Genomic DNA, 24191 nt, shown 5'->3' on the forward strand with positions numbered 1-24191 from the left:
TGCCCAAAGTAATTATTCCGGGAATCGCACATGCGGTTATGGTGGCGCGTCCGGCTAGGCCCCATACTGTGCAGCATGAAAACCGTGCATAAAAAGCCCCGCGCCAAAGCTGAAAACCCATCGGCCCTGCCGAGCCGGGAGACGATCAAGGCGTTCCTGAAGGAAGCCCCGCAGACCGTGGGGCTGCGTGAGGTGGCGCGCGCCTTTGGGGTGAAGCCCGACGACAAGAAGGCCCTGCGCGGGCTGATGAAATCGCTGGAAGCCGATGGCGTGGTGGAACGCGCCGGGCGCAAAAAATTCGTGGAGGCCGGGCGGCTGCCGGAGACGGCGGTGGTGGAAGTCACCGGGATCGATCGCGACGGCGAAGCCCTGGCCCGCCCGGTGGCGTGGGATGGCCCCGGCCGTCCGCCGATCATCTTCATGCATGCCGAGGCGCGCGGCCAGGCGGCGCTGGCGCCGGGCGCGCGGGTGCTGGCGCGGCTCAAGCAGATCGGCGGCGATAAATACGAGGGCCGCACCCTCAAGCGCCTGGCCGAGCAGGCCGGCGGCATCGTCGGCGTGTTCCACCCCACACCCCAGGGCGGGCGCATTGAGCCCACCGACCGGCGCCAGAAATCCGAATGGGTGGTGCCTCTGGGCGAGACCTTGGGCGCGCTGGCCGGCGAGATCGTGCGCGCAGAACCCCTGCCCGGCGCCAAGTTCATGGGGCCCAAACCCGCGCGCATCACCGAGCGGCTGGGCTCGATCACCGATGCGCGCTCGGTCAGCCTGATCGCCATTGCGACGCATGGCATCCCCATGGACTTCCCCGACGCCGCGGTGAAGGAAGCCGAAAAAGCCAAGGCCGCGCCGCTGGGCAAACGCACCGATTTACGCGAGGTGCCGCTCATCACCATTGACGGCGCGGACGCCCGCGACTTTGACGATGCCGTGTTCGCCGAACCCGCCTCGCACGGCTACCGGCTCATCGTCGCCATCGCCGATGTCGCCCATTATGTGAAACCCGGCTCCGCTCTGGATAAATCCGCGAAGGAGCGCGGCAACTCCTGCTACTTCCCCGACCGGGTGGTGCCGATGCTGCCCGAGGCGCTCTCCAACGGCTGGTGCAGCCTCAAGCCGCATGAGGAGCGCGGCTGCCTGTTCGTGGAGATGCATATCGACGTGCACGGCGCCAAGCTCTCACACCAGTTCGGCCGCGGGCTGATGCGCTCGGCCGCGCGCAAAACCTATGAGCAGGTGCAGGCGGAATTCGAGGATGACCCGAAAAACCATGCGCATCTCTATGCCGCCTTCACGGCGCTGAAGGCGGCGCGCGAGGCGCGCGGCACGCTCGATCTGGACCTGCCCGAGCGCAAGGTGGTGCTGGGTGCGGACGGCCAGGTGCAAAGCATCGCCCCGCGCCCGCGACTCGACAGCCACCGGCTGATCGAGGAATTCATGATCCTGGCCAATGTCTGCGCCGCCGAGGAGCTGGAAAAGCGCCGCCTGCCCTGCATGTACCGCGTGCATGCGCCGCCCAGCGCTGAGAAGCTCGACAATTTACGTTCCTTTTTGGCAACACTCGATATTTCTTTGGCCGCGGGCGACCAAATTCACCCCCGCGACCTCGACCGCGTGTTGAAACTTGTCGCCGGTACGGACAAATCCAGCCTCGTGAACGAAACCATCCTGCGCAGCCAGTCCCAGGCCGAATATTCCGCTGAGAATATCGGCCATTTCGGCTTGGCGCTCACCAAATACGCGCATTTCACCTCGCCGATCCGCCGGTATGCCGATCTGCTGGTGCACCGCGCGCTCATCACCGGGCTGAAGCTCGGCAAAGATGGCCTGGCGCCGGATGATATTTCACAGTTCGAGGACACCGCGCAGCGGATCACCGCCACCGAGCGCCGCGCCACGCTGGCCGAGCGCGACTCCACCGACCGCTATCTGGCGCTGTATTTACAACACCGCGTGGGAGAGTTGTTCACGGCGCGGGTATCGGGAGTGACCAAGTTCGGTCTATTCGTCACCCTACCTGAGAGTGGCGCGAGTGGATTCCTGAGCATGGCGAGCCTGCCTGACGATTTCTGGATGCATGACGAGGCGGCACAGAGTCTGATCGGCAAGAGGTCCCGCAAGACCTATCAGCTGGCCCAGATGCTGGATGTGCGCCTTATGGAAGCACGCCCCGTGACCGGCGGGCTGCTGTTCGCCCCGGCCAATGCCACGCCCGCGCGCGGCCCGCGCCCTGAGCCGCGAGGCCGTGGGGCGCATAAATCCAAACCCAAATCGAAGCGCCGCAGGTGATCCGCGCGGCTGTCATCTTTTTTGTCTGCGTGATCCTGCCGGGCGGCGTATGGAATGCCCCGGCCATGGCCGCGCCTGTGTTCGACTCGGTAACGGCGGCTTCCGTCTGGGGCGCCGCACTTTCCTATATCGCGCCGCGCGCGCTGCAGCAGCTTACCATTCCGCAGATGACCATATGGGGCCTGAACGGGCTGGCGGCCCTTGACCCTGACCTCAGTACCACCTTGCTGAACAACCAGATTATGCTGAACGGGCCGGAACAGCTGATCCTCTCCCTCCCCGCCCCCGCCCCTGATGACGCGACGGCCTGGGGCAAGGCGGCGGCGCAGGTCGCCAGCGCCGCCTATGCCGCCTCCCCGGCGCTGCAACAGGCCGGCACGCAAGGGGTGATCACCAGTTTCTTCGACGAGCTTTTCAACCATTTTGACCCATATTCGCGCTACGAACCACCGCTGCAGGCCGCGCAGGACCAGTTGATGATCACCGGCCTCGCCAGCGCGGGGCTGAGCTTTGGGCAGCAGGGGAGCGAGGTTGTCATCAGCAGCGTCGCCGCCGGCGGCCCGGCTGAAGACGCGGGGCTGACCGCGGGCGCCCAGGTGCTGAAGGTGGATGGCAGGCCGGTTTATCCGGGTGAGATATCCCGCCTTAATGACAGCATGAACGGCATTTACGGCACCCCCACCACGCTGCAACTGCAGGACCCCGCGGGTGGCGGCGCCCCGCAGGACGTTACCATCACACGCGCGTTTATTCCGCCGCAGACGGTGTTTGCCGAGAGCCCCCCCGCGCCGGGCATTCTGGCCCTGAAGATCTCGGGGTTCAACAAGGGCACCGGCAACCAGTTTTCCTCCGCCCTGGCCGCCGCCATGAGCGCGCAACCGCCGCCCGGCGGGCTGCTGCTGGACCTGCGCGGCAACCGCGGCGGCATATTGCGCCAGGCCATATTGGTTGCCGATTCGCTGTTGCAGAGCGGGGCGATCGTAAAAACCGCCGGGCGCGACCCGGATGCGGACCAGTCCTTCGACGCCGAGGGCGCTGACCTCACCGGGGGGATCAACATCGTTGTGCTCGTTGATGGCCAGACCGCCAGCGCGGCCGAAATTCTCGCCGCCTCTCTGGCCGACAACCGCCGCGCCGTGGTCGTGGGCTCCGAGACTCTGGGCAAAGGGCTGGTGCAGACCGTGACCACCCTGCCCGATGGCGGTGAATTATTCGTGACCTGGAGCCGCGTGCTCGCCCCGCGCGGCTGGCCCCTGCAAAGCCTGGGCGTGATGCCGCAGGTCTGCACCAGCCTCGGCCCCGCCGGGCTGCAAACCCAGATGGACGCCCTGGCAAAGGGCCAGAACCTGATGGCGCCCGCACTGGCACAGGCGCGAGCAACCCGCGCGGGGGCCTCGGTGGATGCTATTTTGAGCGTGCGCGACGCCTGCCCCGCCGACACCGGCTCCGACGAGGACTTCGCCGCCGCCGGGTATCTGTTCACCACCCCGAAAGCCTATCAGGCGGCGCTGCTGCAATAGCCTGATACAACCATAACCCTTGACCAACCCGCGCAAAATGCGCCATACGGCGCGCTTCTGGAGATTCTCAACATGGCCAAATCTAACGTCGTTCAAATTAAACTGATTTCCACCGCGGACACTGGTTATTTTTATGTGACCAAGAAGAACGCGCGTGCGCAGACCACAAAGCTTGAGCTGAACAAGTACGACCCCGTCGTGCGCAAGCATGTGAAGTTCAAGGAAGCCAAGATCAAGTAATTCCTCTCCCCCGCACGGGGGAGCAGGTTACACGGCCTTGCCAAAACCCCTGGCGCAGACCTGCGCCGGGGTTTTTTGCGCGTTCGTGGAGTTCCCAAACGATCGCACTCTAGAAATGCCGCCAGCCGGGCCGGGTGAATTGCATCATGGCGCCCGCGTCGTTGAGCACATGCACACCGGCGCCCGCCTGGAACATGCCTATTTTTGTCACCGGCAGGTCGCCGCAGGCAGCCTTTAGCGCCTCGCCCTGGCCGGGGGGCACCGCCAGCAGCAGTTCGTAGTCATCACCGCCGGTCAACCGGGTTTCCAGCGCCGCCTCGCCGGAGGCTGCCGCTGCCGCCGCCGAGACCGGCACCAGCCCGGCGCGGATGACGGCGCTTAACCCGGCGCCTTTGCACATATGCCCCAGATCCTGCACCAGCCCGTCCGAGACATCGATGGCGGCCGACACCACACCGGCCAGCGCCAGCCCCACACGCGGCTCCGGCAGCAGCGAACGGGCGGTGAGAAAGCCTGACGGGTCCGCGAGGCGGCCCAGCCGCGCCTGCAGCCCGAGCGCCGCGTCGCCGATGGTGCCGCTCACCCAGATGCCATCGCCCGCCCGCGCGCCATTGCGGCTCAGCGCGGCGCCGGGGGCAACATGGCCAATCAACGTCGCGCTCAGCGATATTTTGCCCCGGCTGGAGGACGAGTCGCCGCCAAAGAGCTTGATATTGAAAATTTTCTGATCCCGCGCGAGCCCTTGCGAGAAGCCTGCCAGCCAGTCCTCCCCCACGCCATCGGGCAGCGCGATGGTGAGCAGATAACCGAGCGGCACCGCCCCCATCGCCGCGAGGTCGGAGAGGTTGCGGCGCAGCAGCTTGCGCGCGATCAGCGCCGGGTCGTCACCGGGGAGGAAATGCACATCCTCCAGCATCTGGTCGACGGTTAGCACCAGCTCGCGCCCCGGCGGCGGCGCCAGCACCGCCGCATCGTCAGTCAGCCCCCTGCCTTCTTCCCCCGCCAACGGTGCAAAATATTTTGCAATGCGAGAGAATTCGTCGCTCATCCGGCGGTTTGGAATTCGGCCGGGCGGAGCAAATGCGCCAGGCGATCGAGGATGCCGTTGGCCATGCGCGGCTCGTCGCCCGAGAAAAACCCGTGCGCCACGTCCAGATATTCGTTGATGACCACTTTCGCAGGCGGGCCATCGCTCATCCACAGCTCCGCGCCACCGGCGCGCATCAGCGCGCGCAACACGGGGTCGATGCGCGCCAGCGGCCAGCTTTCAGGCAGTGCGGCCACCAGCATGGCGTCTATCGTGTCCTGCTGCTGCGTCGCCGTGCGCACGATGCGCGCGAACAGCGGCACATCGGCGGCCTTCAACCGGCCCTCGTTCATGTCGCCATGGCCGGGGGCATCGCCGCCGATCCGGTGGCGCACGAACTGGTCGATCACCGTTTCCGGGCTGGTTGCCCCCTGCTCGGCCTGATACAGCGCCTGCACCGCGGCCACGCGCGAGAGGGTTCTGGGGCGCGCGCTCATATCGCCATCAACCGGGCCAGCGCGATCTGCCTGAGACAGGCAACCGCCGCTTCCGCGCCTTTGTTGGCGCCGGTCTCGTGGCTGCGCGCCACCGCCTGGGCCAGCGTGTCCACGGTCAGCACGGCGGTGCCGAGGCAGACGCCGTTATCCACCGCGACGCGCATCAGCCCGTCCATGGCGGCGGAGCAGATGAACTCATAATGGTCAGTCTCGCCGCGCACGACGCAGCCAAGCGCGATATAACCATCGAACCCCTTGCCGCTCCTGGCCGCGATGGCGACCCCCTGCGGCAGCTCGAAAGCGCCGGAGACCTCCACGATGCTCAGCTCGGCATTCACCTGGGCAAAAATCTCCCGTGCCGCCGCCAGCATGCCGTCCACCACATGATGATAATAAGGCGCGCTGACGATGAGGATTTTGGGCGCCGGGCCGGAGAGTTCGGGCGCCTTGGGGGCCGGCGCGTCAGCGGTGCTCATTTCTCGTCAATTCCTTCAATGGCGCGCTGCTCGACCATGTTCAGCCCGTAGCCCTCCAGGCCGACGATGGTGCGCTTGTGGTTGGAGAGCAGGATCATGTCCTTCACGCCCAGATCGATCAGTATCTGCGCGCCGATGCCGTAGTCGCGCAGGGTTGGCGCCGCGGTGCGGCCGTTCACAAGGTCGCGGATGCGCTCGGAGACCACGGTGTTGCGGTTTTCGCGGATCAGCACGACCACGCCGCGCCCGGCGGCGGCAATCTGGCGCATCGCCCCGTGCAGGCTGGCCAGATGCTCGCCGCCCACAACGTCGGTCACCGTATCCACGGCATGCATGCGCACCAATACCGGCTCACCGCCGTTCACATCGCCCATCACCATCACCAGATGCTCCACCTGGTCAACCTGGCTCTGGTAGGCGATCATCCGCCAATGGAAGCCGTTTGGCGCGGTCACCACCCCCTGTTCCACGGCCTTCACCAGGCGCTCCGTGGTCCGGCGATAGGCGATGAGGTCAGCGATGGTGCCAAGCTTGAGGTTATGACGCTGCGCATAGGCCACCAGGTCCGGCAGGCGGGCCATGGTGCCGTCATCGTTCATGATCTCGCAGATCACCCCGGCGGGGGTCAGCCCGGCGAGGCGGGCAATGTCCACCGCCGCCTCGGTATGCCCGGCACGGACCAGGGTGCCGCCGTCACGCGCCATCAGCGGAAAAACATGGCCGGGGGTGACGATGTCATCGCGCCCCAGCTCGGGGTTGATGGCCACCGCGATGGTGCGCGCCCGGTCAGCCGCGGAAATACCGGTGGTGACCCCTTCGCGCGCCTCGATGGAGACGGTGAAAGCAGTCTCGTGGCGGGTGCCGTTGGCCTTGCTCATCAGCGGAATGCCCAGCCGCTCCACCCGGCTCCTGGTCAGCGCCAGGCAGATGAGCCCGCGCGCGTGCTTGGCCATGAAGTTGATGGCATCAGGCGTGGCGAACTGCGCCGGGATCACCAGATCGCCCTCGTTCTCACGGTCTTCGTCATCGACCAGGATGAAAATCCGCCCGGCGCGCGCTTCCTCGATGATCTCGGCCGCCGAGGAGATATATTCATGCAGTCCCGCTGTTTTCAGCGTCGATTTCAGGGCGTCCATAAGGCGTTGTCCTTTAGCGCCGCCGCGGCGGCCATGTGAGTTATCGTGTGTAAATGTTTACGCATGCTGAAAAGCGAGCTGCCGCGCGACGTAGCGCGCCAGCATGTCGATTTCTATGTTCACCCTCTCGCCGGGCCGCAATGTTGCGAAATTGGTATGCGCCGCCGTGTGCGCAATGATGTTGACGCCAAAAACCGTGCCCTCGACCTCATTCACGGTGAGCGAGACGCCGTTGATGGCGATGCTGCCTTTTTGCGCCACGAAGGGGGCCAGCGCGTCCGGCAGGCGGAATTTCCAGCGGACCGAGGCGTTCTCGGGGGTCGCGGAGAGCACCTCGGCCACGCCGTCAACATGGCCGGAGACGATATGCCCGCCCAGCTCGTCGCCCAGGCGCAGCGAGCCTTCCAGGTTGACCAGGCTGCCCGGCGCCCAGGCGCCCAGCGTGGTAAAGGCCAGTGTCTCGGCCGAGACCTCCACCGCGAACCAGCCGGGGCCGAATTCCACCACGGTGAGGCAGCAGCCGGAGCAGGCGATGGAGGCGCCGAGCTTGATCTCGCCCGCATGCCAGCCGGCATCGGCCGGGGTTTCAATGACAAAGCGCGCATCCCGGCCCTGGCCGATCGGCTGGACCGCGCGCACTGTTCCAACGCCGGTAATCAGACCCGTGAACATTTTTAATCGGCCTTACGGTAGGTGGTGAGCATGTCATCGCCGAAACGCTCCTGCGCCATCAGCCGGAAGCGGGGCATGGAAGCCAAAGTGGTGACACCAAAAGCCTGCGCGGCGGGCCAGCCGTCGCCGCCGATGATGCTGGGCGCATGAAACCAGGCCAGCCGGTCAACCAGCCCGTCGCGCAGCAGACCGGCGGCCAGCGTGCCGCCGCCCTCGGCCAGAACGCGCGTCAGCCCGTGTTTCGCCAGCGCATGAAGCCCCGCCACCAGATCAACCCCGGCGGCGCAGCATGGCAGTTCGATCAGTTTCACCCCTGCGGCCTCCAGCGCCCGCTTACGCAGGGCATCAGCGCCATTGCGGTGCAAAATCCACAACGGATGCTGCCCGGCGCTGCGCACCAGCCGGCTCATCAGCGGCGTGCGCAAATGACTGTCCACGATAATGCGGATCAGCGGGCTGGCGCGGAAACCATCGATCCGGCAGGTCAGGTCAGGGTCGTCGGAGAGCACCGTGCCGACACCCACAAGCACCGCATCATGCCGCCCCCGGATGGCGTGCACCGCCCGGCGCGCGGCCTCGCCGGTCAGCCATTGCGACTCCCTGGTGCTGGTGGCGATCCGGCCATCCAGCGTGGAAGCAAGCTTGAGGCGAACCAGCGGGCGCTGCCGCAGCACCACGCTGGCGAACCCGGAAATCACCGCGGAACATTCTTTTTGCAGGATATTTTCCGTCACCTCGACCCCGGCGGCCCGCAATTGCGCCACCCCGGCGCCGTTTACCTTCGGGTGCGGGTCGCCCGCGCCGATGACCACGCGCTTGATCCCAGATTCGATTAATGCTTCCGTGCAAGGTCCTGTTTTTCCAGTAAACGCGCACGGCTCCAGCGTCACATAGGCGGTCGCGCCACGGGCGGCGGTTCCGGCCATCTTCAGCGCCTCGACCTCGGCATGTGGGCGCCCCCCCGCCGCGGTGCGCCCGCGCCCCGCCACCCGGCCCTGCGCCACGATGACGCAGCCCACGGAAGGATTGGGCGCGGTCTCACCCAGGCCCCGGCGGGCCAGGGCAAGGGCGGCGCGCATATGCGCCTCGTCTGTTTTTATCGCACTCATTCGTCCAGCTTTGGCTTCGGCAGTTCACTCATATCGCCAAGAAAATTCTCAAAATCCTTGGCCTCGCGGAAATCGCGGTAGACCGAGGCGAAGCGCACATAGGCCACCGTATCCACCGCCTTGAGCGTCTCCATCACCAGCTCGCCGATGTCGTGGCTCTTCACCTCGGTCTCGCCGCTGGCCTCGAGCTGGCGGACGATGCCGTTGACGATGCGCTCAATCCGCTCCTCGTTGAACGGGCGCTTGCGCATGGCGATGCGCACCGAGCGGGCGAGTTTTTCACGGTCGAAGGCGACACGGCGGTCATCGGCCTTAACCACGACGAGCTCGCGCAGCTGCACGCGCTCAACCGTGGTGAAGCGTTGCCCGCAACCGCCGCAGAAGCGGCGGCGGCGGATGGCGCTGCCATCTTCAGTGGGGCGGCTGTCTTTAACCTGGGTATCAGCCTCGCCACAGAACGGGCAGCGCATGTTTCCGTCCCTCGCTTAACGGTAAATCGGGAAGCGCGCGCAGAGTGCCTTCACCCGCGCGCCGACTTCCTGTTCCGCCAGCGCGTTGGTGCCGTCGTTCGACTTCGCCAGACCGTCCAGAACCTGGCCGATCATCTGCCCGACCTCGCGGAATTCCGCGACGCCGAAGCCGCGCGAGGTCGCCGCCGGGGCGCCGAGGCGGATGCCGGAGGTGATGAACGGTTTTTCCGGGTCGAAGGGGATGGCGTTTTTATTGGCGGTGATATGCGCGCGCTCCAGGCTCGCCTCGGCCGCCTTGCCGGTTGTGTGTTTCGGCCGCAGGTCAACCAGCAGCAGATGCGAATCGGTGCCGCCGGTGACAATCGCCAGCCCCTGCTCCACCAGCGTCGCCGCCAGGGTTTTCGCGTTGGCGACCACGGATTTCTGGTAGGTGAGGAAATCAGGGTGCAACGCCTCGCCAAAGGCCACCGCCTTGGCGGCGATCACATGCATCAGCGGGCCGCCCTGCAGGCCGGGGAAAATCGCCGAGTTGATCTTTTTGGCAATGTCCTCATGGTTGGTGAGCACCATGCCGCCGCGCGGGCCGCGCAGGGTTTTATGCGTGGTGGTGGTGACCACATGCGCATGCTCCATCGGCGAGGGGAAAATGCCCGCCGCGACCAGCCCGGCGAAATGCGCCATGTCCACCATGAAATAGGCGCCGACTTCATCGGCCACGGCGCGGATGCGCGCGAAGTCGATAAAGCGCGGATAGGCGGAGCCGCCCGCGATGATCAGCTTGGGCTTGTGCTGGCGGGCCAGGGCCTCCAGCTCCTCGTAGTCGAGAATCCCGTCATCGCGGCGCACGCCGTATTGCACGGCATGGAACCACTTGCCCGACATGTTGGGCGCGGCGCCATGGGTGAGATGCCCGCCGGCGGCCAGCGACATGCCGAGAATCGTGTCGCCCGGCTGCACCAGCGCGAGAAACACCGACTGGTTGGCCTGGCTGCCGGAGTTGGCCTGCACATTGGCGAAACCCGCGTTGAACAGCTTCTTCGCCCGCTCGATCGCCAGGGTCTCGGCGAGGTCCGCCGGGCCGCATCCGCCGTAATAGCGCTTGCCGGGGTAGCCCTCGGCGTATTTATTGGTGAGCACCGAGCCTTGGGCTGCCAGCACCGCGGCGGAGACGATGTTCTCCGAGGCGATCAGCTCGATCCCGTCCTGCTCACGCACCAGCTCCTGGTGCAGAATCGCGGCCAGTTCAGGGTCGGTCTGGGCCAGCGGGGCGTTGAAGAAACGCGCGAGATGAGGGGTTGTGCTTTGCTCGTTCATGCGGCGGGCTCCGTTGAGGGGTTGAGTTTGGCGAGGCGGCGGTCATGCCGCCCGCCCTCATAGGGGGTGGAAAGAAAGGTCTGCAGGATATCCAGCGCCACTTCCTCGCCAATGATGCGCGCGCCCAGCGCGAGCACGTTGGCATCGTTATGCGCGCGGGTGAGCCGGGCGGTGGTGACATCATGCACCAAGGCGCAGCGAATCGCGGGGTTGCGGTTGGCGGCAATGCTCATGCCGATGCCGGTGCCGCAGACGAGAATGCCAAGGTCAGCCTGCCCGCCCGCCACCGCGCCGCATACGGCATGGGCAAAATCGGGATAATCCACGCTGGCCGGGCCATCCGTGCCGAAATCCAGCAATTGATGACCGGCCTCGGCCATGGCGGCGGCGAGCCGGTTTTTAAGGGTAATACCACCGTGGTCAGCGCCCAGCGCTACGATCAAAGAACGAGTCATGCGCCCCGTTTATCATGAGGTTTCACGATAAGGAAATAACATGCGGCCCTCCGGGGCGGGAGGCTGGGTTTCAGGAAATGAAGAACCCGCCGAGCCCGCCCAGCACGCCAAACGCGCAGGTGACGCCGCAAACGGCGATGACCACCCATTTATATGTGCCTTGCAGCCGGTGCGCGGGCGGCAGCGCGAGACGGGAAAGCCGGACCAGAAAGCCCAGCACCATCGGCAGCAGCAGCGCGTTCATCACCTGCACGCCGACATTCAGGCTGATGAGGTTGGGCGTAACCCCCACCAGCACCGCGCCGCCGATGACACAAAGCGCGTAAACACCATAGAACCAACGGGCCTTGAGCGGATGGTGCTCCAGCGAGCGCTTATACCCCGCGACCTCGCCCAGCCCCCAGGCCAGAGCCAGCGAGGCGACAATCGCGGCCACCATGCCCGCACCGATGACGCCAAGCCCAAAAATCAGCCGGCCGAATTGCGGGCCGAGATAAGGGGTCATCGCCAGGCTCATGTCGCCGACCGTGTTCAGGCTCGCCTGGGGTGCGTGCGGACGGATGGAAGCGGCGGCGGCGATGAGGACAGCGGCCATGACCAACTGCGTGACCAAGGCGCCGAGCGCGGTATCCCATTTCGCGGCGGTGTAGTGGCTTGGGTCGAGCTTTTTATCGGCGATGGCCGATTGCTGATAAAAAATCATCCAGGGCATGATGACGGCACCGATATTGGCCGCGACCAGATACTCGAAATGCGGGTTGAACACGGGGATCTGCACGGACTGGCGCAACATGACCGAAAGGTCGGGCCGCGCCGCCCATGCGACAAAAAAGAACGCCAGCTCGAACAGGCCGATGACGATGGCGGCGCGCTCCACCCGGCGGTATGAGCCGGTCAGCACCACCGCCAGCAGCGCGGTAACCGCCAGCGGCAGCGAGACGTAATGCGGCACCCCGTAGAGATCGCCAATGCCGGCCACGCCGGAAAACTCGGTGAGCAACGCGCCGATGGTGGCAACCGAGAGCCCGGCGGCGGAGAGCCATGCCCATTTCGGGCCGAAACAATCGCGGATCAGCTCGCCATGCCCCCGGCCGGTGAAAATCCCCAGCCGCACGGTAAGCTCCTGCACGACATAGAGGATCGGCACCAATATGAGCTGCACCGCGAGCAGCTTATAGCCCCATTGCACGCCGCTCTGCCCGGCGGTGATGATGGAGCCGACATCGGTATCGGCCAGCATGACCACGAGGCCGGGGCCAAACACCGCCATCCAGGGCAAGGTTGTGAAATATCTACCCAGCGAGGACTGGATGCTCTGGCACTTGGTCGTCGATGGCATCAACACGCGGCTCCGCTCGGGGTATAGTTGCAATTCATTCTCATCCACTTTCAGTGCATCGCGTGGCCCCCGCATTGATGCAGATCAAACCAGCAAGAAACGCCTTCAACTGCAATTAAGAATTATTCGCATTTTGTCAGGCTGTTTTAGCCATCCCCAGCCGCGCCCGTCAAGGGCCGGAAAGACCCCGCGCCGATTGCAGCAATGCGCTGGCGTCACCTCGCAATCAGGGCGCGAACCCTCTAATCTGGCGCCATGATAAACCGCTCCTTCCCCAATACCCGCCTGCGCCGCAACCGCTATGATGACGCCACAAGGCGGCTGGTGGCGGAGCATAAACTCTCAACTGACGACCTGATCTGGCCGATCTTCATCCGTGAGGGCGGCGGCGCGGCCACGCCTGTTGCCTCGATGCCCGGCGTCTCGCGCACCGGGCTGGATGGCCTGGCCAAACATGCCGAAGCCGCCGCGCGGCTGAAAATCCCCGCCATCGCGCTGTTCCCCGCCACCCCGGCCGGGCTGAAAAACCCCACCGCCACCGAGGCGCTGAACGCCAACAACCTGATGTGCCAGGCGGCGCGCATCCTGAAGGCCGAATTCCCCGAGATCGCCCTGGTCGGCGATGTGGCGCTCGACCCCTATACCGACCACGGGCACGACGGCATTCTGGAAGACGGCTATGTGGTCAACGACGAGAGCGTGAAAATCCTGGTGCGCCAGGCGGTGAACCAGGCGGCGGCGGGTATCGACATCATCGCCCCGTCGGACATGATGGACGGGCGCATCGGCGCCATCCGCGCCGGGCTGGACGAGGCCGGGTTCATCAACACCCGCATCATGAGCTACGCCGCCAAATACGCCTCCGCCTTCTACGGCCCGTTCCGCGATGCCATCGGTTCCGGCGGCGCACTGAAGGGGGACAAGAAAACCTACCAGATGAACCCCGCCAACGCCGAGGAGGCGCTGCACGAGGTGGCGATGGACCTCGCCGAGGGTGCGGACATGGTGATGGTGAAACCCGGCATGCCGTATCTCGACATCATATTACGGGTGAAACAGCGCTTCGAGGTGCCGGTGTTCGCCTATCAGGTCTCGGGCGAATATGCGATGATCATGGCGGCGGTGCAAAACGGCTGGATGGACCACGACCGCGCCATGATGGAAAGCCTGCTCGGCTTCAAGCGCGCCGGGTGTTCGGGTGTGCTGACTTATTTTGCGGTGGAGGCAGCTAAACTTCTGGAGGGCTGAGATGAACGCATGGGCTTCTGGCGATATTCCCTCGCAGGCGGGAAAACTGGCGGTTATCACCGGGGCCAATAGCGGGATCGGCTATTTCACCGCGCTGGAACTGGCAAAGGCCGGGGCCAATGTGATCCTGGCCTGCCGCAACGCTGAAAAAGGTGCTGCGGCGGCGGCCAAAATAAACGCCGCGGCCCCCGGCCGGGCGATGTTCGAGGCGCTGGACCTCGCCCGCCTCGCCTCGGTGCATGATTTCGCAGCCCGCTTCAAAGCCGCGCACGGCACGCTCGACCTTCTGATCAACAACGCGGGCGTGATGGCCACCCCCGCCCGGCAGGTCACCGCCGATGGTTTCGAGCAACAACTCGGTGTGAATTTTCTGGGACATTTCGCCCTCACCGCACTGCTGCTCCCCGCGTTGATGAAGGCCCCGGCGCCACGGGTGATCCAGCTCTCCTCCATCGCCCACCGGCAGGGGCGGATTGACCTGACGGATTTGCAGTGCGTGCGCGCCTACAAGCCCTGGCAGGCATATAGCCAATCAAAGCTGGCGATGCTGATGTTCGCCATGGAATTGCAGCGCCGCTCGGATGCCGGGGGCTGGGGGTTGCTCTCGCTGGCGGCGCATCCCGGCATCGCGCGCACCGAGCTGATCGCCAATGGCCCCGGCGCCGGGAGCCTCACGGCGCTTGGCCTTAAACTGGTTGAGCCGTTCATCTCGCAATCCGGCGAGGCCGGGGCGCTGCCCACGCTATTGGCCGCCACCGCGGCGGATGTAACCCCCGGCGGCTATTACGGCCCCACCGGCTTCAAGGAATTCCGTGGCCCGCCGGGCAAGGCCAGGCCGGAGAAACACGCGCTGGACGCAGGCGTGGCCCGGGCGCTGTGGGAGGCCGCCGAGGCCCTGACTGCGCTCAGCATCACACCCGGCCCGTAAACGCCGCGCGCAGCACGGCGAATTTGTCACTCAGGCTTCGCGGGGCAAACGGCTTGCCCAGGTCTCGCCTGGCGAACACCGCCGGGAGGGCGGCCGCCAGCGCCGCGCGCGGGGGGCGCTGGTTGAGCAACGCCCGCGCCTGCGCCACCAGCCCTTCCAGCGGCGTTGCGTCAGCCGGCAACAGCGAACGGTCCTGCGCCGCCAGAAACGAGACCGCGCGCAGAATGCCGGAAACACCGTAGGCGGTGCCCAAATCCTCAACGACTGGCGAATCGGCGCCCAAAACCTTCCCCGCGATGCGCGCCAACCGGCCCGCCGTGCCGCGCGCATAGGCGAAAAACGCCGCCGCGTCGGGAATTTCCCCCTCCGCCTCCATCTCGCGCGCCTCGATCAATCCCAGCAAATCCGCCCGCGCGAAAACCCCGGCCTCCAGCGCGGCGCTGAGCGGCGTGGCGATTTCGTGTTTCTTCGCCTCCCCCTCCACCACCTCGCGCCACCATTGCAGGCGGATGCGCGCCAGCAATGGCTCGGAAGCCACCTCGCGCGCGCGCGCCAGCTCATTGTTGAACAGATACAGCAGCGCCAGGCTGCCGCGCGCCTCGGGCGGGGCAAAGAGGGTGCAGAAATAACGGTCAGGATCAGCGCGCTGCAGACGCTGGAGGTGTAAATGGTCGCTTGACGGAGACATGCGCAGTCCATAGCTAATCGTCACGACGAAGAAAACTTTTAACAAGGAGACCCGCTGATGGCTTTTGAACTCCCCACCCTCCCCTACGCCAAAACCGCGCTGGCCGCCGCCGGCATGTGCGAGGAAACGCTGGAACTGCATCACGGCAAGCACCACCAGGCCTATGTGACCGCGCTGAACGGCTTCGTTGAGAAAAACGCCGATCTGCAGGGCAAGACCCTCGAGGAAATCGTCACCTTCTCGTACAACAAGCCGGAGCTGGCCCCGGTGTTCAACAATGCCGGGCAGCATTGGAACCACAACCTCTTCTGGCAGAACATGAGCCCCAAGGGCGGCGTGATCCCGCCCAAGCTGGAAGCCAAGCTGGTTGAAGACTTCGGCTCCGTGGCGGCGTTCAAGGATGCGTTCAAGGCCGCGGGCGTCGGCCAGTTCGGCTCCGGCTGGGCCTGGCTCGTGCTGGCCGCCGACGGCAAGCTGAAAATGGCCAAAACCCCCAACGGCGCCAACCCGCTCGCCACCGGCGAGGGCAAGGTGCTTCTGGCGCTCGACGTGTGGGAGCACAGCTACTACCTCGACTTCCGCAACCGCCGCCCGGACTACATCACCAACTGGCTGGACAAAATCGCCAACTACGAATTCGCCGAAGCCGCACTTCTGGCCGGTTGAGACAAAAAGGGGGCTTTTAGAGTGCGATCGTTTGAGGTTCGCTCAACCGAGCAAGCCGAAAGCGTGAATCGCCCTCAGAAAAATGGCCAGAGCCTGATCGCATTTAAAGCGATCAGGCTCTAAGCCCCCTTTTTTTACAGCGCGAACCCCCCGGAGCACGATGACCATTTATAACGACGAAGAGCTTGACGCCGCGGTCGCCGCCGGGGCGCTCAAACCCGAGGCCGCCGACGCCCTGCGCAGCTTCGTCGGCCAGCACCGCGCCGCGCCCGATCAAGAGCAATTCCGCCTGCTCACCGGCTTTAATGATATTTTCATCTCCATCGCCATGGTGGTGTTCCTCACCGGCGCCGGCTGGCTGGCCGGGAGAAGCTCCTTTCTCTTCGGCGGTGCGGCCATAACCGGGTTTTCATGGGGGCTGGCCGAATATTTCACCCGCCGCCGCCGCCTCTCGCTGCCCAGCATCGTGCTGGCACTCGGCTACGGCCTGGGCTGCGCGCTTCTGTTCGCCGACCTCATCGCCCACGCCCTGAAACAGGCGGATATTTTCGTACTCACCAATCTGTGGAACGCGCAGTTTGACCTGTTCGCCGTCAGCGGCTTCATGACGCTGGCCTATGTGCTGCACTGGCGCCGCTTTCAGGTTCCCATCACCGCCGCGTTCATGGGCCTCACCGGGCTGACCAGCCTGCTCGCCCTGCTGCGCATGTTCATCCCCGGCCTGCAATACGGCCTGCCGGTGCTGCACCTGCTCGGCGGGCTGGCGCTGTTCGCGCTCGCCATGCACTGGGACATGAGCGACCGCCAGCGCGCCACACGGCGGACCGATGTTGCCTTCTGGCTGCATCTGGCCGCGGCGCCCATCATTGTTCATGCGCTGTTCCATATGCTGGGCGTCTTCTCACCCGGCCAGAATGCTTATGGCCGCGCCGCACTCGTGGCCGGGCTTTATCTGTTGATGACGCTGCTTGCCCTCATCATCGACCGCCGGGCCATTCTCACCGCGGCGCTGATCTATGTGATATATGCCATCAGCGGGCTGATCCGCACCGCCGGTTCGCCCGAGGTGAGCTTCGCCGCCGCCGGGTTTGTCATTGGCGCGGCGCTGCTGCTGCTCTCGGCCTTCTGGAACCCAACCCGCAAATTCGCCGTCGGGCTGCTCCCGGCAAGGCTGCAAGCCATCCTGCCGGTTATCTCGGAACGGCCAAAGCCAGCTTAAATGTATTTACGGTACTGCACGAACCCAGGCTTGTCGGCGACCTGATCATACAGGATCATCGCCTGCTTGTTGGTCTCATGCGTCATCCAGTACACGCGCTTAGACTTCGCCTGCCTAGCCTTCTCATACACCGCCTCGATCAACGCCCGGCCCACGCCCTTGCCCCGCGCCTCGGGCGCCGTGAACAAATCCTCGAGGTAACAGACATCCTCCACCTCCCAGGTATTACGGTGGAAAATATAATGCACGAGACCGAGCAGCTTTCCGTTCTCCTCGGCCACCAGGCAGTTCACCGGCTCGGCGGGGTTGAAGAAGCGGCTCCATAAAACCTCCGTGGCCGCAGCGGGAAGTTCGGTTTTGTAGAAGCTCAGGTAGCCCTGCCACAGCGGGTCCCATTGCGCGCGGTCAGCGGGTTGAATTTCACGGATCATTGACTGGTTTCCTTGGTTTATTTGCGTGATCACCATAGCCATTTCAGCAGCCTTAATCTTCGCGCCCATCGCCTGCAAGGCGCTTACCGCCGCCGTCTCAGGCGGCCTCGGGCGCCTTCCTGAAAATACACTTCTTGTCGAAATGCTCGACCTTCCCATCCCCGCAGGCCACCGCGAATTCATCGAACGCCTGGCAAACCCCCGGCCAAACCTCCCGGTGATAATCATCGCCGATCAGAAAACCATTGGGTTTGATCAGGGGCCACCAAGTCTCGATATCAGCTTTCACGGCGCGATAATCATGCCCGGCATCGATATGCACGATATCAGGCTGAATCCGCAAAAACTTCAAAGTCTCGCTGGCATTCAGTGAATCCAGCGGCAAGGGAACGACATAATTCTCCAGCTTGAGCGCCTTCACATTATTCATGAACTTATAGAAGAAATTCGGATAACCGTTGAGGAAGCTCAGCTGCGCGCGCAATGCCGGGTTGATCCAATGGTCCCAGGAGCCTAGCCAAGTATCAACCGCGATCACCACGGCGTCCAGCTCAAGCCGGCGCAGATGCTCGGCCATGAAGAGGGTGGAGCCGCCCTTCCACACACCGATTTCGACGATGATTTTTGGCCGCGCAACATCTATGGCGCGCGACAGATAAGGATGCTGGCTGTTCCAGCCCTGCGTATCCACCTGGAACAGATTTTCCGGGAAGTTGCTGAACGGATCGGCACCGGCATAAAGCCTGTCAATAATTTCCTGCCTGACCCGCATTCATGCCTCCGGGCGTTAAAATTGCGGAACCCCTCCGTAACCGATACAATTGTTCCAAACCATCAACAAGTCCACGCCCCAACCCACCGGAGAGCCCCGTGATGCAAGGTTTTTTACGCACCTACGGCGATCTTGGCCTGCAAAAAACCATGGATGCCGCCGTGGTCATTCCAACCCTGCTCCGCCCCGTGCTGCGCCAGGCGCTGGAGAGCATTTTCGCGCAGAATTTCCCCGGCACCATTCAGGTGCTGGTCGGCATCGATGTCATGGAGGGCGACCTCGCCGTGCTCGATGCCGCCTGCGCGGCCCGGCCTTCGCATTGCGTGGTGCAGGCGTTCTGGCCCGGGTATTCCACCTCGGTCCGCCATGGCGGCCTCACCCCGCCCAGCGACGGCGGATGCTTGCGCGCCGTGCTCACCTATCTGGCCAACTCGCCTTATGTTGCCTATCTCGATGACGACAACTGGTGGCACCCCGACCATCTGCGCCAGATGCGCGCCGCGACCGAGGAGGCGCAATGGGCCTTTGCGTTGCGCTGGTTTGTACATGACCAGACCCGGCGGCCCATCTGTGTTGACACGTGGGAGTCCGTAGGCCCCGGCCAGGGCATGTTTCAGGAGCGTTTCGGCGGTTTTGTCGACCCCAACTGCCTCATGATCAACAAGCTCGCCTGCCCGCTGGCCGCGCCGCACTGGAATATGCCCCTCGCCGGAGACACCGGCTCGGCGGACCGCAGCGTCTTCGCCTTTCTGACGCGCCACCACCAGGTGAAGGGCACCGGAAAAGCCACTGTGTTTTACGAACTCAACGAAAAGGACGGGCTGCACCCCATGCGCATGAAAATCATGGGATCAGCCTATGAGGACGCGGGCAAGCCATAAGCCGGCTCGCTACGCGATCCGTTGCAGCGCCGCATCCAGCCGCGCCACCTCGGCCGAGAAACTCTCCTTGCGCTCCCTGTGTTCTTCCAAAATCGCCTCCGGCGCGCGGCTGACGAAATCGGCATTGGCGAGTTTCTGCTCCACCTTCTGCAACTCCGCCGCCGCCTTCGCGCGCGTTGCGGCCAGGCGGGCGCGCTCGGCGGTGAGGTCGATGATCTCGGCCAGCGGCAATACGATGGTCGCCTCGCCCAGCACCGCCTGCGCGCAACCATGCGGCACCTCGCCGGTCAGCGGACCAAACGCCGAGGCGCGCGCCATGCGCGAGATCGCCTCAAACCATTGCGCCCCGCGCGTCAGCGTTTCCGCCGCCGCATCCTGCAACAATACCGGCGATTTGATCGAGGGCGGCACATTCATCTCTGAGCGCACGGTCCGCACCTGGGAGATAAGGTCGACCACCCATTGCACTTCGGCGCGCGCCGATTCTGGTTCATACACGCCAACCGGCTCCGGCCAGGGCGCATTGATCAACGAATATTGCGGCCCGTAGCCGAAATGATCCCATAACTCTTCCGTCACGAAGGGGATCAGCGGATGCATCAGCCGCAGCAAAACCCCCAGCACATAGGCGGCAACATCACGAATCTCCGCCGCATCGGCGCCCGCGAAACCGGGCTTGGCGAATTCGATGAACCAGTCGCACACATCGCCCCAGGCGAAGCGGTAGCAGGCCTGCGCGTAATCATTCGGGCGGAAGGCATCCAGCGCTTCGGTTGCGGATCGTATCGCCGCATTGGCTTTGACAAGTATCCAGCGCGACAGTGGAAGCTGTGCCGCCTCGGGTGAAAAATCCGGGTTCGGCTTGACGCCGTTCATCTCCAAAAACCGCGCGGCGTTCCATATCTTGGTGATAAATCCACGGTTATTTTCAACAATCTTGGCGCCGAGCTTCACATCGCGCCCCTGCCCGGCCGCCGCCGCCACCGAGTAGCGCAGCGCATCCGTGCCGTAAGCCTCGATCAGGTTGAGCGGATCGATGACATTGCCCTTCGACTTGGACATTTTCTGTCCCTTCTCGTCACGCACCAGGCCATGGATATACACGGTGCGGAAGGGAACATCGCCCATGAAGTGAAGACCCATCATCATCATCCGGGCCACCCAGAAGAAGATGATGTCAAAGCCCGTCACCAGCGTGTCGGTCGGGTAGTATTTCGCAAGCTCGGGCGTCTGTTCGGGCCAGCCGAGGGTTGAGAACGGCCACAGCGCCGAGGAGAACCATGTGTCCAGCACATCCTCATCCTGCGTCAGCACCACACCTTCGCCGGCCTGCGCCTGCGCTTGCGCCTCAGAGCGCGCCACATAAACCGCGCCATCCGGCCCGTACCACGCCGGTATGCGATGCCCCCACCAGAGCTGGCGCGAGATGCACCAGGGCTGAATGTCGCGCATCCAGGCAAAGAACGTGTTCTCCCACTGCTGCGGCACGAATTTAATCGCACCACTTTCCACCGCCGCAATCGCCGGCTGCGCCAGCACACCGGCGTTGCAATACCATTGCGTGGTCAACAGCGGCTCAATCGGCACGCCCGAACGGTCGCCATGCGGCACCGCATGCGGGTGTGGCTTTGTCTCCGCCAGCACCTCAAGCCGCTCCAGCTCGGCCACAATCACTTTGCGCGCGGCAAAACGCTCCATGCCTTCCAGGCTGCGCACGAATTCCGGCATCTCGCCCAACTCGGCGAGCGTGATGCGCCCCTGGCGGTCGAGAATCGAGGGGGTGGCCAGCCCGTGCCGCCTGCCTACCTCAAAATCGTTGAAATCATGCGCCGGGGTGATCTTCACAGCGCCCGTGCCCTTCTCAGGGTCGGCGTAGTCATCGGCGATAATCGGGATCCGCCGCCCGGTCAGCGGCAGGATCACATGCTTGCCGACCAACCCGTAATAACGCGCGTTTTCGCCGTGCACCGCCACGGCGGTATCGCCCAGCATGGTCTCCGGCCGCGTCGTCGCCACCACAATCTCGCCGCCGCCCTCAACCGGGTAGCGGATATGCCACAGATGCCCCTTCACATCCCGGGTCTCAACCTCAAGGTCGGAGATCGCGGTCTGCAGCGCCGGGTCCCAGTTCACCAGGCGCTTATCCTGATATATCAGCCCTTCCTCATGCAGGCGCACGAACACCTCGCGCACCGCGACCGAGAGCCCCTCATCCATGGTGAAACGCTCACGCGCCCAATCGGGCGAGGCGCCCAGGCGGCGCAGCTGCTGCGTAATCGCCCCGCCGGACTCTTCCTTCCATTGCCACACGCGCGAGAGAAACGTCTCGCGCCCGAGCGCCTTGCGGGTGGTCTTTTCCTTGTCCAACAGGCGCTCCACCACCATCTGCGTGGCGATGCCCGCATGGTCGGTGCCCGGCTGCCAGAGCACATCGCGCCCCTGCATACGCCGGTAGCGCACGAAAATATCCTGCAAGGTCATGGTCAGCGCATGGCCCACATGCAGGCTGCCGGTCACATTCGGCGGCGGGATCATGATGCTGTAGGGAGCCGCTTTGCCGAGCGGCGCGGCCGCGAACGCCCCGGATTGCTCCCAGCCGCTATAGAGCCGTGCCTCAGCCGAGGCCGGCTCGAAATGTTTATCCAACGTGGTCAAGACAAATCCTTAGAATAAAATGCGTCAGCTTCAGGTGCGGTCGATCACGCGCTTGATCTCGGCCCGAACGACCCGTTCAACCAGACTCGGCAATTGCGTATCCAGCCATGCCTTCAGCACCGGCTTGATCTCCTCGCGGACCAGATCCTCAATGGTGATGCCGCCCCGGCTCACCGCCACGGCGCGCTCGGTGCTGATGCTGTGGACCAGCGTACCGATGGTGTTCGCAATCGAATTCGTGGCCTCATCGCCAACCAGACCTTTGGGGATTTGTACGTTGTTTTCCATCAAGCCTTCCTCTTCCGGTTCCAGGTTATAAGCAGCGCCCTGCCCGCCAGAGGGGGGCTGGTACATGTTCAGCTCGCGCTCCCGCTCAGGCGGAAACACGGTTTGCTCGGAGCGGCCGGCCTGTTCATTGGTGCCATCTGCCTTGGCAACGGCTGGCCCGGCCGGGGGTTGCACCGCCAGCATCGACGCATCGAGCTGGAGCACGTCGTCTTCCTGGTCCTCCTCCTGGGAACTCTGGTTTTCGCCCTCCTCACGGAGGATGCGGCGGATCGACGCCTGGATCTCTTCCATCGAAGGCTCAGCGCCGCCACCGGCTCCTGAGTTATTAAAATCGTTGCTGCTGTCACTCATCATGTCATCTTTCAATGAGCAGATGAACCTTGGGGCTCATCCGCTATCTCAGGAGCCGTGCTGGCGGTTAGCAAGCTACCGTCAGGCGCAACCCCAGCCTCTTCATCAGCCGCCTCTCCGGTGCCAAAACCGGCATATTTAACAGATTTATAGTATTTAAGGTCATTATACTGGTCTACGGGCAATCCTAGGTCGGTTGCGGTGAGCCGGCCGATCGCCGCCGCCACCGTGTATGAATTATTAACAAGTGTTGATATATTCTGGACCTGTTGTACCTGAGAATTCAACAACAATTGTTGGGCGTTCAACACATCGAGTGTCGTGCGCGTGCCGACCAGGTCCTCGCGCTCGGTGCCGTCGAGCGCGATGGCGTTGGCCTTGATCTCGGCATTCGTGCTCATAATGGCATCACGCGCGGCCATCAGCCCCACCCAGGCCTGGGTCGCCTGCGCATAGGAGGTTCGCTGGGCGTCGAGAATTCCTGCAAAAGCCTGCTGTTCCTTGGCCCGCGCCTGCCGGATCGCCGAATATTCCGCCCCGCCCTGATACAACGGCACGGTCAATTGCCCGAGCACCGAACCGCCCGTGAGGCGCGTGTTCGGCCCGGCTGCCCCCTGCTGGCTATAGGCGGAAGCCTGCACCGAGAGCTGCGGCAGCAGCGCGGAATAAGCCACGTCCACCGCATCCTTGCCCGCGGCGTCGTTGAACTCAGCGGCGATCACATTTGGGTTATTGGCCAGCGCGGCGGCGGCGGCCTGCTCCTTGGAGGAAACCGGCAGCGCCAGCGGCTGCGGCGGCACCAGCGACGCCGATGGATAGTCCCCCACCAGCTGGCGGAAATTCTCCTTGGCAATCTGCAGATTGCCATCCGCGACCTCGACCTGCTCCTTGGCCGCCGCAAGCGCCGCCTGCGCCTGCGCCACCGAGGTCAGCGTTATCTCGCCGACGTTGAACTGCTCAACAGTCGCCTTCAACTGCTGCTCCAGCACATTCTGGTCGCTCTGGTCGAGCGCCAGCACCTGCCGGTCGGTAATCACGGTGACATAGGCGCTGACCACGTTGAGAAACACGGTCTGCTCGGTGGCGAGCAGCTGCGCGCGCGCGGCGTAAACGCTGTTTTTGGCCTGGCGGGTTGAATCGATGACTTTTCCGCCGGAATAGATCGGCTGCGTCACCTGCACCTGGCCGACCAGCTGGTCGCGGTTCTGGGTAACTTTATAGCTGCCATCAGCGGGCTTGCCCGGAACACTGGGCAACACCTCGGTCCCCGTCAGCCGCCCCGCCGTGGCGCCAACCGTCACCGTCGGCCGCCAGCCGGAGAGCGCTGTGGGCACCTGCTCATCCGTGGCGCGCAAAGCGGCACGCTGCGCCTGCAAGGTCGCGTTATTGTCATAGGCTTCGCTCAGCGCCTGGGTGAGCGTTTGCGGCCCATCAGCCCATACGGCGCGCGGCAGCAGAACCATGCCCGCGCTCATCGCAAGGCCGGCAAGAAGCATGGAGCGCATCGAAGTAAATCCGTT

Annotated in this window: 24 protein-coding genes; 8 read left to right on the forward strand and 16 right to left on the reverse strand. The window is 64.3% G+C overall.

Features of this window, described 5'->3' with window-relative positions; translation table 11 throughout:
- Positions 1–75 precede the first annotated feature (75 nt).
- The 3 genes from rnr to rpmG all read left to right on the forward strand — a co-directional run bounded on the left by rnr (position 76) and on the right by rpmG (position 4049).
- Positions 76–2289: a ribonuclease R gene (gene rnr, locus QQJ84_RS04830; protein WP_408861785.1), complete on the forward strand. Its 2214-nt coding sequence runs from the start codon at positions 76–78 to the stop codon at positions 2287–2289.
- A complete protein-coding gene (locus tag QQJ84_RS04835) occupies positions 2286–3809 on the forward strand; it encodes a S41 family peptidase (protein WP_284256961.1) in 1524 nt (507 codons plus the stop codon). The genes rnr and QQJ84_RS04835 overlap by 4 nt, the downstream gene beginning before the upstream one ends.
- Positions 3810–3881: 72 nt before the next feature.
- Positions 3882–4049 carry a 50S ribosomal protein L33 gene (gene rpmG, locus QQJ84_RS04840; RefSeq protein WP_284256963.1) on the forward strand — a complete coding sequence of 56 codons (168 nt, stop codon included), beginning with the start codon at positions 3882–3884 and terminating at the stop codon, positions 4047–4049.
- Positions 4050–4158: 109 nt separating this feature from the next.
- On the opposite strand, the gene thiL is transcribed toward rpmG, so the two are convergent.
- The 10 genes from thiL to QQJ84_RS04890 form a co-directional block, all read right to left on the reverse strand.
- A complete protein-coding gene (gene thiL / locus QQJ84_RS04845; protein WP_284256964.1) occupies positions 4159–5097 on the reverse strand; it encodes a thiamine-phosphate kinase in 939 nt (312 codons plus the stop codon).
- A complete protein-coding gene (gene nusB, locus QQJ84_RS04850; protein ID WP_284256965.1) occupies positions 5094–5573 on the reverse strand; it encodes a transcription antitermination factor NusB in 480 nt (159 codons plus the stop codon). The genes thiL and nusB overlap by 4 nt, the downstream gene beginning before the upstream one ends.
- Positions 5570–6049: a 6,7-dimethyl-8-ribityllumazine synthase gene (gene ribH / locus QQJ84_RS04855; protein WP_284256966.1), complete on the reverse strand. Its 480-nt coding sequence runs from the start codon at positions 6047–6049 to the stop codon at positions 5570–5572. Before ribH ends, nusB begins: the two co-directional genes overlap by 4 nt.
- Positions 6046–7185 (reverse strand): 3,4-dihydroxy-2-butanone-4-phosphate synthase, encoded by a 1140-nt coding sequence (ribB, locus tag QQJ84_RS04860; RefSeq protein ID WP_284256967.1) that lies wholly within the window; start codon positions 7183–7185, stop codon positions 6046–6048. Before ribB ends, ribH begins: the two co-directional genes overlap by 4 nt.
- 57 nt (positions 7186–7242) lie before the next feature.
- Complete coding sequence (locus QQJ84_RS04865) at positions 7243–7857, reverse strand: riboflavin synthase (protein WP_284256968.1); 615 nt, start codon at positions 7855–7857, stop codon at positions 7243–7245.
- A 2-nt stretch (positions 7858–7859) separates the two neighbouring features.
- Positions 7860–8966 carry a bifunctional diaminohydroxyphosphoribosylaminopyrimidine deaminase/5-amino-6-(5-phosphoribosylamino)uracil reductase RibD gene (gene ribD / locus QQJ84_RS04870; RefSeq protein ID WP_284256969.1) on the reverse strand — a complete coding sequence of 369 codons (1107 nt, stop codon included), beginning with the start codon at positions 8964–8966 and terminating at the stop codon, positions 7860–7862.
- Positions 8963–9436 carry a transcriptional regulator NrdR gene (nrdR, locus tag QQJ84_RS04875; RefSeq protein ID WP_284256970.1) on the reverse strand — a complete coding sequence of 158 codons (474 nt, stop codon included), beginning with the start codon at positions 9434–9436 and terminating at the stop codon, positions 8963–8965. The genes ribD and nrdR overlap by 4 nt, the downstream gene beginning before the upstream one ends.
- 15 nt (positions 9437–9451) lie before the next feature.
- On the reverse strand, positions 9452–10750 hold the full coding sequence (glyA, locus tag QQJ84_RS04880) for a serine hydroxymethyltransferase (RefSeq protein ID WP_284256972.1): 1299 nt from the start codon (positions 10748–10750) through the stop codon (positions 9452–9454).
- Positions 10747–11205, reverse strand: coding sequence for a ribose 5-phosphate isomerase B (rpiB, locus tag QQJ84_RS04885; RefSeq protein ID WP_284256973.1), 459 nt, complete (start codon positions 11203–11205; stop codon positions 10747–10749). Before rpiB ends, glyA begins: the two co-directional genes overlap by 4 nt.
- A 70-nt stretch (positions 11206–11275) precedes the next feature.
- Positions 11276–12544 carry an NRAMP family divalent metal transporter gene (locus QQJ84_RS04890; RefSeq protein ID WP_284256975.1) on the reverse strand — a complete coding sequence of 423 codons (1269 nt, stop codon included), beginning with the start codon at positions 12542–12544 and terminating at the stop codon, positions 11276–11278.
- A 255-nt stretch (positions 12545–12799) separates the two neighbouring features.
- On the opposite strand from QQJ84_RS04890, the gene hemB reads away from it, so the two are divergent.
- Together hemB and QQJ84_RS04900 are read left to right on the forward strand one after the other, a co-directional pair.
- Positions 12800–13792, forward strand: a complete 993-nt coding sequence (gene hemB, locus QQJ84_RS04895) for a porphobilinogen synthase (protein WP_284256976.1) — start codon at positions 12800–12802, stop codon at positions 13790–13792.
- A 1-nt stretch (position 13793) separates the two neighbouring features.
- Positions 13794–14720 carry an oxidoreductase gene (locus QQJ84_RS04900; protein WP_284256977.1) on the forward strand — a complete coding sequence of 309 codons (927 nt, stop codon included), beginning with the start codon at positions 13794–13796 and terminating at the stop codon, positions 14718–14720.
- On the opposite strand, the gene QQJ84_RS04905 is transcribed toward QQJ84_RS04900, so the two are convergent.
- Positions 14704–15408 (reverse strand): phytoene/squalene synthase family protein, encoded by a 705-nt coding sequence (locus QQJ84_RS04905; RefSeq protein ID WP_284256978.1) that lies wholly within the window; start codon positions 15406–15408, stop codon positions 14704–14706. The genes QQJ84_RS04900 and QQJ84_RS04905 overlap by 17 nt on opposite strands.
- A gap of 57 nt (positions 15409–15465) precedes the next feature.
- Between QQJ84_RS04905 and QQJ84_RS04910 the strand changes: the two genes are divergently transcribed.
- The gene (locus tag QQJ84_RS04910) at positions 15466–16074 is read left to right on the forward strand and encodes a superoxide dismutase (protein ID WP_284256979.1); all 609 of its coding nucleotides are present in this window, start codon (positions 15466–15468) and stop codon (positions 16072–16074) included.
- Positions 16075–16234: 160 nt separating this feature from the next.
- The gene (locus QQJ84_RS04915) at positions 16235–17293 is read left to right on the forward strand and encodes a hypothetical protein (protein WP_284256980.1); all 1059 of its coding nucleotides are present in this window, start codon (positions 16235–16237) and stop codon (positions 17291–17293) included.
- Here the strand turns inward: QQJ84_RS04915 and QQJ84_RS04920 are convergent.
- A complete protein-coding gene (locus tag QQJ84_RS04920; protein ID WP_284256981.1) occupies positions 17290–17724 on the reverse strand; it encodes a GNAT family N-acetyltransferase in 435 nt (144 codons plus the stop codon). The genes QQJ84_RS04915 and QQJ84_RS04920 overlap by 4 nt on opposite strands.
- 97 nt (positions 17725–17821) lie before the next feature.
- Positions 17822–18496: a class I SAM-dependent methyltransferase gene (locus tag QQJ84_RS04925; protein ID WP_284256982.1), complete on the reverse strand. Its 675-nt coding sequence runs from the start codon at positions 18494–18496 to the stop codon at positions 17822–17824.
- 101 nt (positions 18497–18597) lie between these two features.
- Here QQJ84_RS04925 and QQJ84_RS04930 point away from each other — a divergent pair, with 101 nt between their 5' ends.
- Positions 18598–19377 (forward strand): glycosyltransferase family protein, encoded by a 780-nt coding sequence (locus QQJ84_RS04930; protein ID WP_284256983.1) that lies wholly within the window; start codon positions 18598–18600, stop codon positions 19375–19377.
- A gap of 9 nt (positions 19378–19386) precedes the next feature.
- On the opposite strand, the gene QQJ84_RS04935 is transcribed toward QQJ84_RS04930, so the two are convergent.
- From QQJ84_RS04935 to QQJ84_RS04945, 3 genes are read right to left on the reverse strand one after another with little or no spacing between them, the layout of a single operon-like run.
- Positions 19387–22032 (reverse strand): valine--tRNA ligase, encoded by a 2646-nt coding sequence (locus QQJ84_RS04935; RefSeq protein ID WP_408861791.1) that lies wholly within the window; start codon positions 22030–22032, stop codon positions 19387–19389.
- Between the two features lie 30 nt (positions 22033–22062).
- A complete protein-coding gene (locus QQJ84_RS04940) occupies positions 22063–22674 on the reverse strand; it encodes a DUF2497 domain-containing protein (RefSeq protein ID WP_284256984.1) in 612 nt (203 codons plus the stop codon).
- Positions 22675–22682: 8 nt separating this feature from the next.
- Positions 22683–24176, reverse strand: coding sequence for a TolC family outer membrane protein (locus tag QQJ84_RS04945; RefSeq protein ID WP_284256985.1), 1494 nt, complete (start codon positions 24174–24176; stop codon positions 22683–22685).
- Positions 24177–24191: the final 15 nt, after the last annotated feature.

Source organism: Acidocella aquatica (genome assembly GCF_030160635.1).
Lineage (GTDB): Bacteria > Pseudomonadota > Alphaproteobacteria > Acetobacterales > Acetobacteraceae > Acidocella > Acidocella aquatica.